Consider the following 15,713-nt stretch of genomic DNA (forward strand, 5'->3'; position numbering starts at 1 on the left):
TCCACCGCATCATCCACCACACAGGACATCGACATGAAGAAGCTGATAGCAGCGGCATGTGCCGCCGCGTGCGTCGCCGCGTCCGCGCCGGCCACCGCCAAGAATTACGGACCCGGCGTCACCGACACCGAGGTGAAGATCGGTCAGACCATGCCGTATAGCGGCCCGGCGTCGAGCTTCGCGGCGATCGGAAAGGCGATGACGGCGTATTTCGAGAAGCTCAACGCCGCCGGCGGCATCAACGGCCGCAAGATCAACCTGATCTCGCTCGACGACGGCTACAGCCCGTCGAAGGCGGTGGAGCAGACGCGGCGGCTGGTCGAGAGCGACGAGGTGCTGGCGATCGTCGGCACGTTCGGATCTCCGACCAATTTCGCGATCCAGAAATATCTCAACACCAAGAAGGTCCCGGGCCTGTTTCTCGGCACCGGCGCCAATCGCGTCTCCGAGCCGCAAACCTATCCGTGGTCGATGGGCTGGCAGCCGAACAACCACGCCAAGGGCGTGATCTACGCCAAATATCTGCTGAAGGAGCGGCCGACCGCGAAGGTCGCGGTGATGTACCAGAACGACGATTTCGGCCGGGACTACGCCAAGGGCTTCCGCGACGGGCTGGGCGACAAGGCCTCCAGCATGATCGTCAAGGAGCTCAGCTATGAAATCACCGAGCCGACCGCCGACTCGCAGATCCTGCTGCTGAAGTCGACCGGCGCCGACGTGTTCCTCAACATCTCGACGCCAAAGTTCTCCGCGCAGGCGATCAAGAAGATGGCGGAAACCAAGTGGGACGCGCTGCACCTGTTGAGCGACGCGGCCGGCTCGATCTCCAGCACGCTGGTGCCGGCCGGGCTGGAAAATTCGAAGGGCGTCATCACCGTCGCGTTCCGCAAGGATCCGAACGATCCGGCCTGGGCCGAGGATCCCGGCATGAAGGACTATCTGGCGTTCATGAAGCAGTATATGCCGAACGCCGATCCGTCCGAGACCTACTACGTGTTCGGCTACGCCACCGCCCAGACCTTCGAACACGTGCTGAAAGCCTGCGGTGACGACCTGACCCGCGAGAATTTGATGAAGCAGGCGGCCAGCATCAAGGATCTGGAACTGCCAATCCTGCTGCCCGGCATCAAGCTCAACACCAGCGCGACCCACTTTACGCCGATGAGCCAGGAGCAGTTGATGCAGTTCGACGGCACCAGATGGAAGCCGATCGGCACTGTGATCGACGCGGAGAAGTAGGTCCGGCGCAGGTCGGCGAAATTGAAAACGCCCGGCGAAAGCCGGGCGTTTGTTTTGGGGCGATGATACTCAGGCCGGCGAGGCTCTGTGATCAGTCCGACCACCTGTCCTTCGTCATGGCCGGTCTCGTCCCGGCCATCCACGCCTCTCTACGCTGCGAGACTGCAAGACGTGGATGCCCGGGACGAGCCCGGGCATGACGGGGATAGGCCGCTCGTACGCTTGCAGTCGAGAAAGTCGTCGTCTCAGGTCGATGAGACGCGAAGCTCACGCCGTCATGCTGTCGCGGAGGACTTCGCGGGCGATGGTCATTTTCATGACTTCGGTGGTGCCCTCGGCGACCTGGGCGATGCGGCTTTGGAAGTAGAGCTGGCCGAACCGGCTTTCCTGCAGGACGCCGAGACCGCCGTGGATCTGAATGGCGCGATCGATGACGCGGCAGGCGGCGAGGGGCGCGAAGCATTTCACCATCGCGGCTTCCTTGCGGGCGTCGAGGCCGTGATCGAGCATCCAGGCGGTCTTATAGACCATCAGCCGCGACTGCTCGAGATCCATCTCCGACTCGGCGAGCATCCACTGGATCGCCTGGCGCTCGGACAGCGGCTTGCCGAACGTCTCGCGTTCGCGGGCGCGCTTGGCCGCCTGTGTCTGCGCCCAGCGTGCGGTGCCGGTGAGCCGCGCGCCGATCACGGTGCGGTTGCGGTTGAGCTGGTCCATCATGTAGCGGAAGCCCATCCCCTCGGCGCCGAGCAGATTCTTCGCCGGCACGACGCAATCCTTGTACTGATAGTCGCAGCTGCGGCCGAGATAGGTCCCCGGCGCCATCGTGGTGTATTCCTTCAGCACCGACACGCCGGGGTTCGGGTAGTCGACCAGGAACAGGCTGATGCCCTCGTAACCCTTGCCGGGATCGGTGACCGCGTAGCACAGCAGATATTTCGGCATGATGCCGGGATGGTTCGGCGGCGGCGCCCAGCGCTTGATGCCGTTGATGACGTAGTTGTCGCCGTCGCGCACCGCCGTGGTCTCGATCCCGGCGGCATCCGAGCCGGCTCCTGGCTCGGAAATGTTGATGTGATAGAACTTGTCCTCCTTCAGGATCGGATAGAGATAGGCCTCCTTCTGCCATTCGGGCGCGACGTAAAGTGCGGGATGCGGGTCGAGAAATCCCGACCAGGTCGCCAGCAGGCCGTGCATCACGGGCGATTTGACGATCTCCTCGTAGACGAGGCACTTCGCGATCGTCCCGAGGCCTTGCCCACCGGCGTCCTTGGGCACGGCGAGGCCGCGAAATCCGTATTCGCGGAACTTGGCCACCACGCCCATCAGCACGTCGTGCGCGACGGCGTAGTCGTCGATGCCCCAGCTGTCCTCCAGCGGTCGGCAGACTTCCTCGACGAACGCCGCGGCGCGCGCCTTGATCTCCTGTTGTTCTTTCGACAGTTCAAAATCCACGTGCGATCTCCAGCGGGTTCTCTGATCCTGAAACCGTAGCCAGCGTGATCGGCACGCGACATGACGCGGCGGCTCAATCTGATTGGCCTATTGGACCAGCGGGACGATCGCATCACAGCTTGCTGGCGCGTCGCGCGATGGTTTGGCGCGGGGGCGGCATGAGCAACAGCTTGGGGCATCGCGACGGTGTCGCGCAGGGCTTAGATGGATTGTAAGCCTGCGCGATTGTGGGGTGCGGCAAAGATCTCTAATCGTATTTGGCCGCGGGCCTCAGCAATATCTGACAGGCCCACCTCCATATTTCAGACCGTGGATGCCGATGGCGGCAGGCGTGCGGATTGTTGTGGGCATGGTGCCGACGGAAGGTTTCTGGCGCTCGCGATTGGACGATGCGCGTCGGGCTACGAGCCCCGCTGTTGGCGGCAGCGCGACGGACGATGGCGAACGTTGCTCGGCAAGGAAGGGCAGAGAGTTCCGTCAGTCCCGATCCGATTCGGCCGTTGAGATCGAAAGCGACCTCGCGGCCTTTGCGTCCGCGCGGTGACGCTGTCATGTCTCGAAGCAATGGAAGCTGAAGTCGTCATGCCGCAGCACATGCTCGCCAAGTTCTTCGCCTACTATCGGCCGTGGAAGACGCTGTTCATTCTGGATTTCTCCTGCGCGGTCGTGTCGGCTCTGCTCGAACTCGGCTTTCCGATGGCGATCAGGGCGTTCGTCGACGATCTGTTGCCGACCCAGCAATGGGGACTGATCCTGCTCGCCTCTGCGGGCCTGCTGGTGGTTTACCTCACCAACACCGCGCTGATTGCGGTGGTGGTGTATTGGGGCCACAAGCTCGGCATCAACATCGAGACCGAGATGAGGCGCAAGGCCTTCGACCATCTGCAGAAACAGTCGTTCCGCTTCTTCGACAACAACAACAGCGGCCATCTGGTGGCGCGGGTCACCAAGGATCTCGAAGAGATCGGCGAAGTGGCGCATCACGGGCCGGAGGATCTGTTCATCGCGGCGATGACGTTTGTCGGTGCGTTCGCGTTGATGTTCGCGGTCAATCCCAAGCTGGCGCTGATCACAGCGGTGGTCGTGCCGTTGACCGCCTGGATCACCTCACGCTACGGCGCGCGGATGACCGCCAATTGGCAGCAGCTCTACCGTCGGGTCGGCGATTTCAACGTCCGCATCGTGGAAAATGTCGGCGGCATCCGCATCGTGCAGGCGTTCGCCAACGAAGATCACGAACGCCGGCTGTTTGCTCGCGACAACGCGAATTATCGCCGCACCAAGCTCGAGGCCTATCGCATCATCGCCGCGAGCAGCTCGTTGAGCTACATGGGCACCCGTCTCATCCAGCTGGTGGTGATGGTGGCCGGGAGCTATTTCGTCTTGCGCGGCGAATTGTCGAATGGCGGCTTCATCGGCTTTCTGCTGCTGGTCAACGTGTTCTTCCGGCCGATCGACAAGATGCTGTCGGTGATCGAGACCTATCCCAAGGGAATTGCCGGCTTCCGCCGCTATCTCGCCTTGCTGGAATCCGAGCCGGAGATCGTCGACCGTCCGGGCGCCGTCAGCGTTACCGCGTTGCGCGGCGAGGTGCGCTACAGCGGCGTCAGCTTCAGCTACGCGAAGGAACGCCCGGTCTTTCGCAATGTCGATCTCGAGATCCGCGCCGGCGAGACCGTCGCCGTGGTCGGACCATCCGGCACCGGCAAGACGACGCTGTGTTCGTTGTTGCCGCGGTTCTACGAGATCGAGGCGGGCTCGATCACCATCGACGGCACCGACATTCGCGACATGACGCTGGCGTCGCTGCGCAGCCAGATCGGAATCGTGCAGCAGGACGTTTTCCTGTTCGGCGGCTCGATCCGTGACAATATCGTCTATGGCCGCCTCGGTGCTTCCGAAGCCGATATCATCGACGCGGCGCGCCGTGCCCGGCTCGACGACATGATCGCGGCGATGCCGGACGGGCTCGACACCGTGATCGGCGAGCGCGGCGTCAAACTATCGGGCGGCCAGAAGCAGCGGCTCGCGATCGCGCGCATGTTCCTGAAAAATCCGCCGATTCTGATTCTCGACGAAGCCACCTCTGCGCTGGACACCCGCACCGAGCGGGAAATCCAGCGTTCGCTGGAAGAACTCTCCAAGGGGCGCACCACCCTGGTGATCGCGCATCGACTGGCGACGATCCGCAATGCCGACCGCATCGTGGTGGTCGATCACACCGGCATTGCCGAACAGGGCACGCACGATGAGCTGATGCGACGGGGCGGAGCGTACAGCAGCCTGCATGTGCTGCAGTAAAACGACGCGTTCGACCGCTGCTGCGGGAGCTTCGGTTACTCCCAGTCGAACTCAAGTGTCTCGCGAAACGCGAAGCGCTCGATATGGCTGACCACGACGGTCTTGAGGGTCGCCAGACTGGTCGCGTCTGCGGCCGTCAGATGGATCACCAGGCACGCGGGCTCGGCTTCCAGCCGTGCCTCGCCCAGGGGAAGTGCGATCCGGCCCTTGACCGGATCGAACTCGGTTTCGAATTTATGCGACCAATGCTTGCAGAGCTGCTGCAAGTATCGGCTCGCATGTGCCGTGCTCACGGTCGCGCGGCTGTTTTGCGTGACGTTGTCCGACTGCAAATTCATCGATGCTTCCTGAGTTCGAACTGCGAATCCATCGTGAATTCATAGCGCAATCCGCGGGCTGAATTCGGGCTGCCCCCTCGGCGGAACCGAAGGGGCATCGTTCAGGATCGGCGACTAGAAATTGAACGTCGCTGACACCATGTAGGTCCGCGGTGCGCCCACCGCGAGATAGCCGCGAGCCGCGGACAGATAGTAGGCCGTATCGGCCACGTTCTCGATCGCCGCCCGCAGCACGGCCGGCTTGCCCGTTGGGCCCGTGAACGCATACCGCGCACCGATGTCGAACCGGGTCCAGTCGGACACAGTCTGCGTGTTCGCCTGATCGTAGAACACGTCGCCGGTATGGATCACGCGACCGGTCAGCGTTACGCCCGGCGCCATCCAGTGGGGCAGGTCGTACTCGCCGTACAGGTTCAGCGCGGTGACCGGCACGCCCGGAGCGTCGTTGCCGTTATAACGGCCGCCGATCGTGGAAGCCAGTTTGGCATCCATGAGGGTGATGCCGCCGACCAGGCGGACACCCTTGATCGGTTCGCCGAAAGCGCTCAACTCGATGCCGCGGTTGCGCTGCAGACCGCTGACGGAGAAGATGTTGGTGTTCGGATCGGTGAAGGCGTTCGGCTGTTCGATCTGGAACAGCGAAGCCGTGAGGCCGACGATTCCGAAATCGTACTTGGCGCCGATCTCGTGCTGTTTGCTGACCACCGGCGGAAACACCGTATTGCGGTTGTTCGCAAGTGCCGGCGCCGTCGGTCCAGAATCGAGCGACTCGATGTAGTTTCCATAGAATGACAGCTGGTCGGTCGCGCGGATCACCGCGCCGACGGCCGGACTGAAACGAGCCTCCTGATAGCGCGACGACTCCGTACCGTGCAGGGGCCCCGACGCAGTCACGAATCCTCGCAGCAGGATGTCCTGCCAGCGACCGCCCAATGTCACGAGCAGCCGGTCGTCGAACAGCGAAAGCGTATCGGATACTGCGACGCTGCGCGCGGTGAGCCGCGATAGCAACGGCCTGTCGTCGGACTTGGCAAAGCCGCTGGTCTGGAAGCTGCCCTGCGGCAAGCGGATGGGATTATAGATGTTCGTCACGTAACTGAAGGGCGTGAAGCCCAGAGCGCCGCCGCGGTAGAGCTCGTTGTTCGCTTCGACCGCCGAGACGTTCAGTTGATGCCCGATGACGCCGGTCCGGAACTTGGAACGTACGCCGATCTCGCCGGTGTATCCCATGAGTTTCTGGGGCTGAACCGCGAGAGAGTTGGTGGCCGTTCCGTTCGCATTGGTGATCCGGTACGAGGACGTAAGGAAGTCTTCGTTGTATTGGCTGCCACCGCCGGCGAGGTACATGGTCGTGTCCGGCAGAAGATCGTATTCGGCGCGGCCGGCGATCATCTTGTAGCGGCTGTCGATGAATTCCTCGCGGCTCGATGTATTGATCCGGCCGTTCTGCGCGGGCGGGATCACGATGTTCGAGACTGCCGAATTGAACAGCGACGTCGGTGCCGTGATGTTCTGAACCGAGCTGTTCAGATCCAGCGAAGCGCGGAAGCGTTCACCGCGATAGTCGAGACCGAGAGCCGCGACGCCGACCTCGGCCGAGTTGAGATCGAGCGGTGTGTCGCCTTTGCGGTAGGAGCCGTTGAAGCGGACGCCCCACTCCTTGTTGTCGCCAAAGCGGCGGCCGAGATCGAGGTGGTTCCAGATCTGCGAATTGCTGATGTAGCTCGTGGTCAGGCGTGTCAGCGGCTCGTCGGTGGCTCGCTTCGGAATCAGATTGATCGTTCCGCCGACGCGTCCGGTGCCGCCGCTCAGCAGTGCGCTCGGGCCCTTCAGGATTTCGACGCGTTCGATGCCTTCGAGGAAGGCGCGGCGCGGGTTGGCGAGGTAGAACAGGCCATCGTAAGCGGTGTCGAGGTTGGTCACCGAAAAGCCGCGGATGAAGAACGAGTCGCGTTCGCTGAAAGGCGGCGCGTCGTTGCGGACCGACGGATCATTGAGGACGACGTCTGCGACGCTGCGTGCCTGCTGATCCTCGATCAGCTTCGACGTGTAGCTGGTGATGTTGAACGGCGCCGTGAAGACGGAGGTGTTGCCCAACAGGCCGAGCCGAGCGCCGGTGGCGACCTGGCCGCCGACATAAGGCACCGGAGGCTGCCCGACGGTTGCGGTCTGAGGCGGGAGAGGCGCTGGAAACACCGGCGCGGCGTTTGCCGGGTCGCGCTGGCGCTGCCGCGTAGCGACCCGGCGCGGATTGGGCGATGCGCGAACGGTGCGACCAGGTGCGCGCTGTCGGACCTGCGGTTGCACGACTTCGATCGGTGTGAGCGTCGTCGGGTCGCGCGAAGACGGCGCTTGCGCTACCGCGGCTTCGGAAAAAGTCAGGGCGCCGAGGCTCGAGACCAAGAGAGCGAAGGGACCAGTTTGCTTTCTCATGTGATGCTCCAATGCGATCCAGGTTCAATGCGGGTGTGAAGACAGTGCGAAGCGGGCGGCGAGGCCGCGGCCGTTCGTGTTGTGGTTCATTGCAGGGAGTGTTCGGCTCCTACGCCTGGACCAGCATCGCGAGCCTCTTTCCGGAATGGGGATCATCGCAGGCGCGCCATGCAATGGGCGTCGACGAACGCGCCCTCTCGGAATGTCGCGGCCTTGTGAGTGCCTTCGATCTCGAAACCGAACTTGTCGTACAGAGCCAGCGCAGCGACATTGTCGGTAAACACCGTCATTTCGATCCGCTTGATATTCAGCCAGTTGTCGGCGGTATCGATCATCGCGGAGAGCAGCCGCGAGCCGATGCCTCGTCGGGCGTATTCTTCATGCACGCCGATCCAGAATTCGGCCGCATGCGCGCGGCGCCCATAGAACGGGCGTAATGCGGACGCGCCGACGACGCGGCCATCCAGTTCGGCGGAAAAGTGCAAGTCTCGCGGCGACTGCGGCTCGAGCCATTTCTTGATGGTGTCGAACGATTCATAGGGGAGGGCGAGCGTCCAAAAGCGGAATGCGTGCTGGTTGACGATCTCGAAGATGTCGACGGCGTCCTCGCCGCGCATCGCGCGAATGGTAACCTTCATATTGATCTCCAGATTGGTGGGACGATTGCGCGACGGGCGTGTCGCCGGGGCGCGGCCGTATCCATCGGGGCTTGCGGCTCCAGCGCGAGTGCGGCTTCCCTGCTATTCTCGTCCCGGTACACGTCGTCGCTCATCGGTCAGAAATCGAGCTTGGCGCTGACCAGGATGGATCGGCCGGGTTCGTACAGAGGCCGCACCACGCCGGTCCCGTATTCCAGGCCGTAAGTGCCGCGCGCTGCGTAGTGTCTGTTGAACAGGTTCCGCACTTCGCCACGTAGCGTCAGCGACGGCAGGGCGAGTAGGCGGTGCTCGACAAAGACATTGAGAACTTCGTAGCCGTCGAGCTTGCCGATGCCTGTCGTGGGGTCCAAGAGCTTGTCATTGTCGAGGACGATTTCGACGTCGCCGCCGAACGTCAGATTCCACGACACGATGGTGTGCGCGAATTGGAATGTCAGGACGTCGCCGATCGGTGCCGTGAGGTACTGGCCGAGATAGCTGTCGGCCGGCCGGCCATCGATTTCCGCCTCGGTGCGCGCGAACCGCACCCGCGCGAAGCCGCTGCCCCAGTTGTAGGTGCCGCCTACGTGGAAACCCTGCGTTTCCACGTCGAAGGCTCGCAGCGCCAGGGTGGCGGCCCACAAAGGTACGCGTGCGTCGTTGACTCGGGTCCGGAATATGCCGGCTTCTGCGCGGAAGTCGCCATAGTAAGCGACGAGACCTGCGGTGTAGTTATCGGACGTGGTCGACTTGGGTCCGATGCCGTAGATCCAGGCGGGGTTCTGGACGTAAGTTTCGGCAAGCGGCACGCCGGCCCAGACGTGCGAATATCCGGCCTTGGCGCTGAGGAAGCTGGTCAGCTCGTATTCGCCGGCGACGTTGCCGCTGAGGCCCTGGTCGCTGGAGCTGAAGCCGTTGACGCCCTTGAAGGTCTGGTGGTCTCCGCGGATGCCGAAGGACAGCTTGGTGCGCTGCCAGGGTTTCAGCCGAGCCTGGGCATAGGCGCCGATATTGTCCGCCGTTTCCGCCGTCCGATAGCTTCGATCGATGTACTCGGTCCGGTCCCGATAGAAATCGATGCCGGTCACGATGTCGCCGATGGACAGGGCGAATTTGTTCTCCAGTCGTCCGTTGAGGCTGTCGCTGATGCCTGCGCTTGTGTAGCTGTAGGTATCGAGCGTGGCGCCCGAATACTGGTCCACCGTGACCTTCGAGCGATTGTAGCCCAACACGAATTTGGGATCCCACCAACCGTCCGGGGATACGTTGGTGTAGGTGAAGACCGTGTTCTGCCGGTCGAGGGTGTATGGGCGCACCAAAGGCGTGGGCTTCCCGCCGAAGATCTGCACCGCGTTCGCCCGAAACGGGCGTAGGGCATCGTCACGGATCTGCTCGTGGCTGAGCGATACGCGGTGGCCCTCGCTGCTCTGATAGGCGATCTTGCCGAGGCCGCTCAGAAAGTTCGTAGCGGTGCCGAGAATCTCCTCACCGTTTCCGGCCTTGAACTCGTTGCCCTTGGCGTAGGTGAAGGAGCCGAGGACCTCGAAGCCGCCTTGGCGGGCGTACGAGGTGAGATTGTTCGTCGAGGTATTGCCATTGAAGTTGAACGTGGACTTGATCGAGCCGCCAAAGCCGTCGTCAGGCAGGAAGTCGCGCGCATCTTTCGTCACATAAGCGATCGCGCCGCCGAGCGCTCCGGAGCCGGCATCGGCGGGCGCCACGCCCGCATCGACCCGTACGGCCTTGAGCAGGCTCGGATCGATCATCGTCGTCGCATTGTGGTGGAAGACCTTGTTGTTCTGCCGCGAGCCGTCGATCGACACCGCGAGATTGGTTTCCTCGATGCCCTGCACATAGAGCTTCTGGGACATCGGCAGCGAGGAGCCGACGATGAGGCTCGGCTCGCCGCGAAACACGCCCTTGAGGTCGGTCGCGTTGCGGCGTTCGATATCGACGCTCGTGATGTTGATCTCGCTGACGCCGTCGCGGCCGATGTCTTGTCCTGCGCCGGTCACGTTGATCGTATCCAGCGCGATGCCGCCGCCGGCGACCGCGCCGGCGCCGCCAGGGGCGTCGATCGCGACGGTTCGCGGTCCGGTGAAGCGATAGTCGAGGCCGGAGCCGGCGAGGATCGTCCTGAGCGCGGTCTCGGCTGGATATCGGCCGTGCACCACCTGGGACCTGCCGCCGATCGCGGTCGCTCCCAGATGCACGACCTGGATTCCGGTCGTGGCGGTGAAATCCGCGAGGGCGGACAGACGCGATTTGGCCGGAATATTGAAATTGTAAGCGACATCCGCCTGAGCCCACGCTTCGGGCACACAGGCAACGGCCAGCGCCATCGCATACATCGATGCGCCGCACCTCAGCATGGCAGCGCCTGCGAAATTCCGCATCGTCCGGATGTCCCCCGCGAACCAGGGGACACGCGATCGGCTACCCCCGTTTGTTCAACGGGCGGGGAGGGCCAACCCCGCAAAAATACTGGAGAGGTTTACCGATAGATCAGTGTCGCGACGCCCGGGATGGACAGGGTCCTCAATCCCAGCGCACTTCGCAGGGCTTCCAGCACCGCACCCGGTTCATTGGTCCGAAAGGTGCCCGAAAGCGTCAGGCGCTTCAGCTCCGGATCGGTGATGACCACGCGGCCAGGCGCCATCTTGTCGAGCTCTTCCACGACCTGCGAAAGCGGAGCACGATCGAGGATGATCAGCCCCCTGCGCCACGCGAACATCTGCTCCGGATCGACGGCGACCGGGGTGCCGGTCGCGTCGTCCCGAAGTGCAACGCGTTGCCAGGCCGTCAGCTTGACCGGATCGCGCCGGCTTTCGAGATCGGATACCGCGACCTCGCCGCGCTCGACGGTGACGGCGGCTGCCTCGCGATTGACCTCGAACGCCGTGCCGAGCACCCGAGCATCGACACGCCCGGCATGGACGGTGAAGGGCCGCGCAGGGTCACTGGTCACATCGAACCAGACCCGGCCGCGCAGCATGGTGATCTCGCGGCGATCGCCGTTCATCCGGGTCTTGAGAGCGGTGTCGCCATCGAGAAAGGCCAGCGTTCCATCGGCAAGGCGCACCTCGCGCCGCTCGCCGGGATAGGTCGCGACATCGGCGAGCGCGCGGTCGATCAAGCCGGGATCTCGCCACACGGAAATTCCGCCGGCCAGTGCAACGACGACGACGGCAGCAGCGGCAAGCCTGCCCCCCCAGCTCGGCCATCCGCGCTGCGGTGACGCTGGAATTTCGGCAGTGCGATGCCAGCCGGAGGCCGCCAGATGAGCGGCGGGCTGATCGAGTTCGCTCCACAAATCCGACACGTCGCGGAATGCATCGCGATGGGCGGGGTCGGCCATCAGCCAATCCCGGTAAGCCCGCCGCGTATCGTCGGAGGCAAGAGGATTCTGCAGGCGGACGAACCATTCGATCGCTTCCCGCGATATCCGCTCCCGGTTCTCGCTATCGTCGGATGCGAACTCCATCGCCACAGGTTCTCTCGCACAGGCGTCTGCCCCTCAAGGCAAGTGCCGCTGTTCTATGCCGCACGCCCGGCGACCCCGGGCGCAGGCGGGGATGGCTGCAAACAGTCGGTCCGGCTCCGCGACGTCATGACTGATCCGGGCCGACGATGGGATCTGCTGCAATGTGGAATTTTCCCGCGGCATCCTTTCATTACAGGTGATTCAGCACAATCGGCTTCCCGTGATACGTCTCGACCGGCATGTCATAGCCGAAGATCTGCCGCAAGCTCGCGGTATTCGCGATCAGGTCGGGCGTGCCGCTGGCAATGAGGGCGCCGTTCTTCAACGCCACGATGTAGTCCGCGTAGGTGACGGCCTGATTGATGTCGTGGAGCACGATCACGATCGCGCGCCGTTCGCTGTCTGCCACTTCCCGGAGGGAGCGCATCAGCTCACGGGCATAAAACATGTCGAGGTTGTTGAGCGGCTCGTCGAGCAGCAGCCATCGGGTGCCCTGACAGAACGTCATCGCCACCAGCACGAGTTGCCGTTGTCCGCCCGACAGCGTGTCGATGAAACGGTCGGCGAAGGCGGTCAGGTCGAAGCGTTCGAGCGCGGCCTGTGTCAGCGCCCGATCCTCGTCCGTCGCGCGGCCATTGTTGTGCGGGAAACGGCCGAACGCCACCAGCTCGCGCACTTTGAGCCGGCTGGCGATCGCGGGGTCCTGCCGCAAGATCGCCAGCATGCGCGCGAGCACCCGGCTCGGCGTGTGGCCGATCGGCAGCCCGTCGACACTGATCGAGCCGGTCTGGATCGGCTGGAGCCGCGCGATCAGCGACAGCAAACTCGACTTGCCGGCGCCGTTCGGGCCGATCAGTGCGGTGACGCCGGTTTCGGGAATTTCCAGATTGATATCCCGCAGGATCTTCGCGCCCTGATAGGCGAGCGAGACATTTTTCACGACGATCATCGCCGGACTCCGTGGAGAAGCATTGCGAGGAAGACCAGGCCGCCCACGAATTCGATGACGACGCCCAGCGTGGATACGCCGCCTAATCCATGCTGAAGGATGGTCTGGCCGCCGACAAGCACGATGATCGCCACCAGCGCCGCGACCGGCAGCAGAACCGCGTGTCGACGGGTATCGATCAGCCGTTCGCCGAGAGCCACCACGAGCAGGCCGAAGAAGGCGACCGGTCCGACCAGCGCGGTGGAGACGGCGACCAGCATGGCGACGAGCATGATCATGCCGGCGACGACGCGCGTCCATTCGAGGCCGAGGCCCGTCGCGGTGTCGCGCCCGAGTGCGAGAACATCGAGCACGTGGCGCATCCGCCAGGCGATCGCGATTCCGATCGCGGACAACACCCCGGCTGCGACCAGGAGCTCGCCGTGGATCTTGCCGAAGCCGGCATAGGACGCGCTCTGCAGCAGGGCGAAGTCGTTGGGGTCGATCAGGCGGGCGAGCAGCGACGACAGGCTTCGGAACAGAACGCCGATCGTGACGCCCGCCAGCAGCATCAGGATCAGGTCCATCCGCGACCTGAGCAGGGGCAGGAATAGGAGTCCCGCGAGCGCCACCATCACGATGGCCTCGCCGGCGAATTTGAGACGCGGATCGAGTGACGCGAAGCCGAGCCCGCCGACCGCGAACACCAGCAGCGACTGGCTGAAGATGTAGAGCGCATCTAGCCCCATGATCGACGGCGTCAGGATCCGGTTCGCCGTCACGGTCTGGAACACCACGGTCGAGACCGCGATAGACACCGCCACGAGAACGAGGGCGGCCAGGCGGATGCCGCGTAGTTCGAGCGCGAACGCCAGATTGCCGCGTAGTCCGATCGTCATGAAAGCGCCGCTGCATGCGAGTGCGATCAGGCCGAGTGCCGCCAGCACGATCATTGCGCGATCACGCATGGGCCGGCCTGCGAAACAGAAGCCAGAGGAAAGCCGCGGCGCCGACCACGCCGAGCACGGTGCCGACGGGAATCTCGTAGGGAAAGCGCAGCAGCCGGCCGATGATGTCGCAGGCCAGAACGAGAGCGGCGCCGCTGCCCGCCACCCAGGGTATCGCCGACCGCATGTTGTCGCCCATCAAGCGCGAAACCATGTTGGGCACCACCAGCCCGACGAACGGCACGAGCCCGACCACCACGACGGTGAGCGCGGTGACGACGGATATGATGACGAGGCCGATCTGCATCATGTGGGCGTAGTCGAGGCCGAGGCCGATGCTGACGTCGCGCCCGAGCGACATCAGCGTGAAGCGGTCGGCGAAGATCCACGTCACCGCCAGCATGGCAGCAGAGACCCAGAGCAGTTCGTAGCGCCCGCGCAGAACGCCGGAAAATTCGCCGTTGGTCCAGATCTCGACGAATTGCAGCAGGTCGGCATGCCAGGCCACGAAGGTGACCGCGGCGCCGACGACTCCGCCATAGACCAGCCCGAACAGCGGTACGAGGAAGGGCTGCGTCGGCGGCAATCGATGCGCGATCGACAGGAACAGCGAAGTGCCGGCAAGCGCGGTCAGGCTGGCGACGATGGTTTTGATCGCGATCGAACTCGACGGCATGAACAGCGTGACCAGCAGAATGCCGAGCGCGGCGCTCTGGCCTGTCCCCGCCGTCGTAGGCTCGACGAAACGGTTGCGCGCCAGCGTCTGCATGACGAGGCCCGCGATCGCCAGGCCGGCCCCCGTCAGCACGGCGGCGAGCGTTCGCGGCAGGCGACTCGCCGCGATGAGATATAGCGCATCGGAGTTGGAGAACGCGTCGAGAACCGAGACCTCTCCGACCCCCACGAACAGGCTGGTGATGAACAGCCCCGCCAGGATCAGAAGTGCGGCTGCGCTGACCGGGCGAGCGACCACCTGTTCGACGGGCATCATTGCGTGGCCGAGAAACCGCGGGTGACGGCCGCGAGAACGCGGGTCATGGCCTGGATGCCGCCTCCCGCAATGTAGAGATCGGCAGCGGGGAGATAGATCACCCGACCGCGCGTCCAGGCTTTGGTGCTGCGGACCAGTTCATTGTCGAGCGTCGCGCGGGCCTGACTGTCGCCGGCGCCGATCGCGACCGCGCGATCGACCACGATCAGCCAGTCGGGATCGGCCTTGCGGACGAATTCGAAGGAGACCGCCTCGCCGTGTATTCCGGGGCTCATCGCAGTCACGGCCGGTTCGATGCCGAGCGTGCTGTGAAGCCAGCCGAACCGCGACCCGACGCCGAAGGCCGAGATCTTGGGTCCGTTCGTCATCAGGATCAGCGCGCGTCCCTTGTCCTTTGCCGCATCGCGCGCCGCGGCGATGGCGGCCTCGAATGTCTGCAGCGCCTTGCGTGCCGTCTCCTCGCGGCCGAACAGGCGGCCATAGGCGTCGAGGCGCGCTTCGGCGTCCCTGATCAGATCCTGTCCGTCGATCGACATGTCGATGGTCGGTGCGATGCGCGAGGTCTGCTTCAATTTCGGCGAGGAGCGTCCGCCCAGAATGATGAGATCCGGGCCGAGGGCACTCAGCGCTTCGAGGTCCGGTTCGAACAAGGTGCCGACGACTTCCGCGCCGGCGGCGGCTTTCTTCAATTCGGGCAGATACACTCGATCCGGCACACCCGCGGGCCTGACGCCGAGCAGATCCAGCGTGTCGAGCGCCGCCATATCGAACACGGCGACGCGTTCGGGTTTGACCGGGAGTGCGACGATGCCCTGCGCCGTCTGGATTTCGACGGCCTGAGCGAAGGCGGCCGCCGGAAGGGCGAGGGCGGCCAGAATGGCGATTAGTCGGATCATGAACATCGAGGACCTTTGCAGGGAGCACGGCTGGAAGCCCGGCGCGGGCCGATGATCCGAGCA

General features: G+C 63.9%; 12 protein-coding genes. 2 read left to right on the forward strand and 10 right to left on the reverse strand.

What is annotated here, in order from left to right; translation table 11 throughout:
• The first annotated feature begins 33 nt into the window (after positions 1–33).
• Positions 34–1,239, forward strand: coding sequence for an ABC transporter substrate-binding protein (locus LPW26_RS01985; protein ID WP_238732567.1), 1,206 nt, complete (start codon positions 34–36; stop codon positions 1,237–1,239).
• A 267-nt stretch (positions 1,240–1,506) separates the two neighbouring features.
• Here LPW26_RS01985 and LPW26_RS01990 read toward each other — a convergent pair whose 3' ends face one another.
• Positions 1,507–2,694: an acyl-CoA dehydrogenase family protein gene (locus tag LPW26_RS01990; protein WP_238732568.1), complete on the reverse strand. Its 1,188-nt coding sequence runs from the start codon at positions 2,692–2,694 to the stop codon at positions 1,507–1,509.
• A 594-nt stretch (positions 2,695–3,288) separates the two neighbouring features.
• On the opposite strand from LPW26_RS01990, the gene LPW26_RS01995 reads away from it, so the two are divergent.
• Positions 3,289–4,995: an ABC transporter ATP-binding protein gene (locus LPW26_RS01995; protein ID WP_238732868.1), complete on the forward strand. Its 1,707-nt coding sequence runs from the start codon at positions 3,289–3,291 to the stop codon at positions 4,993–4,995.
• Between the two features lie 35 nt (positions 4,996–5,030).
• Here LPW26_RS01995 and LPW26_RS02000 read toward each other — a convergent pair whose 3' ends face one another.
• The 9 genes from LPW26_RS02000 to LPW26_RS02040 all read right to left on the reverse strand — a co-directional run bounded on the left by LPW26_RS02000 (position 5,031) and on the right by LPW26_RS02040 (position 15,656).
• Positions 5,031–5,333: a DUF2218 domain-containing protein gene (locus LPW26_RS02000; RefSeq protein WP_238732569.1), complete on the reverse strand. Its 303-nt coding sequence runs from the start codon at positions 5,331–5,333 to the stop codon at positions 5,031–5,033.
• Positions 5,334–5,447: 114 nt separating this feature from the next.
• Entirely contained in the window at positions 5,448–7,766 is a 2,319-nt protein-coding gene (locus LPW26_RS02005) for a TonB-dependent receptor (RefSeq protein WP_238732570.1), read from the reverse strand.
• Positions 7,767–7,918: 152 nt separating this feature from the next.
• On the reverse strand, positions 7,919–8,404 hold the full coding sequence (locus LPW26_RS02010) for a GNAT family N-acetyltransferase (RefSeq protein WP_238732571.1): 486 nt from the start codon (positions 8,402–8,404) through the stop codon (positions 7,919–7,921).
• Between the two features lie 137 nt (positions 8,405–8,541).
• Positions 8,542–10,800 carry a TonB-dependent receptor gene (locus tag LPW26_RS02015; RefSeq protein ID WP_406676826.1) on the reverse strand — a complete coding sequence of 753 codons (2,259 nt, stop codon included), beginning with the start codon at positions 10,798–10,800 and terminating at the stop codon, positions 8,542–8,544.
• A 98-nt stretch (positions 10,801–10,898) separates the two neighbouring features.
• Entirely contained in the window at positions 10,899–11,888 is a 990-nt protein-coding gene (locus LPW26_RS02020; RefSeq protein WP_238732573.1) for a FecR family protein, read from the reverse strand.
• Positions 11,889–12,078: 190 nt separating this feature from the next.
• On the reverse strand, positions 12,079–12,837 hold the full coding sequence (locus LPW26_RS02025) for an iron ABC transporter ATP-binding protein (protein WP_238732574.1): 759 nt from the start codon (positions 12,835–12,837) through the stop codon (positions 12,079–12,081).
• Positions 12,834–13,784, reverse strand: coding sequence for an iron chelate uptake ABC transporter family permease subunit (locus LPW26_RS02030; RefSeq protein WP_238732575.1), 951 nt, complete (start codon positions 13,782–13,784; stop codon positions 12,834–12,836). The genes LPW26_RS02025 and LPW26_RS02030 overlap by 4 nt, the downstream gene beginning before the upstream one ends.
• Positions 13,777–14,754, reverse strand: coding sequence for an ABC transporter permease (locus LPW26_RS02035; protein WP_238732576.1), 978 nt, complete (start codon positions 14,752–14,754; stop codon positions 13,777–13,779). The genes LPW26_RS02030 and LPW26_RS02035 overlap by 8 nt, the downstream gene beginning before the upstream one ends.
• The gene (locus LPW26_RS02040; protein WP_238732577.1) at positions 14,751–15,656 is read right to left on the reverse strand and encodes a siderophore ABC transporter substrate-binding protein; all 906 of its coding nucleotides are present in this window, start codon (positions 15,654–15,656) and stop codon (positions 14,751–14,753) included. The genes LPW26_RS02035 and LPW26_RS02040 overlap by 4 nt, the downstream gene beginning before the upstream one ends.
• Positions 15,657–15,713: the final 57 nt, after the last annotated feature.

Source organism: Rhodopseudomonas infernalis (genome assembly GCF_022271405.1).
Lineage (GTDB): Bacteria > Pseudomonadota > Alphaproteobacteria > Rhizobiales > Xanthobacteraceae > Rhodopseudomonas > Rhodopseudomonas infernalis.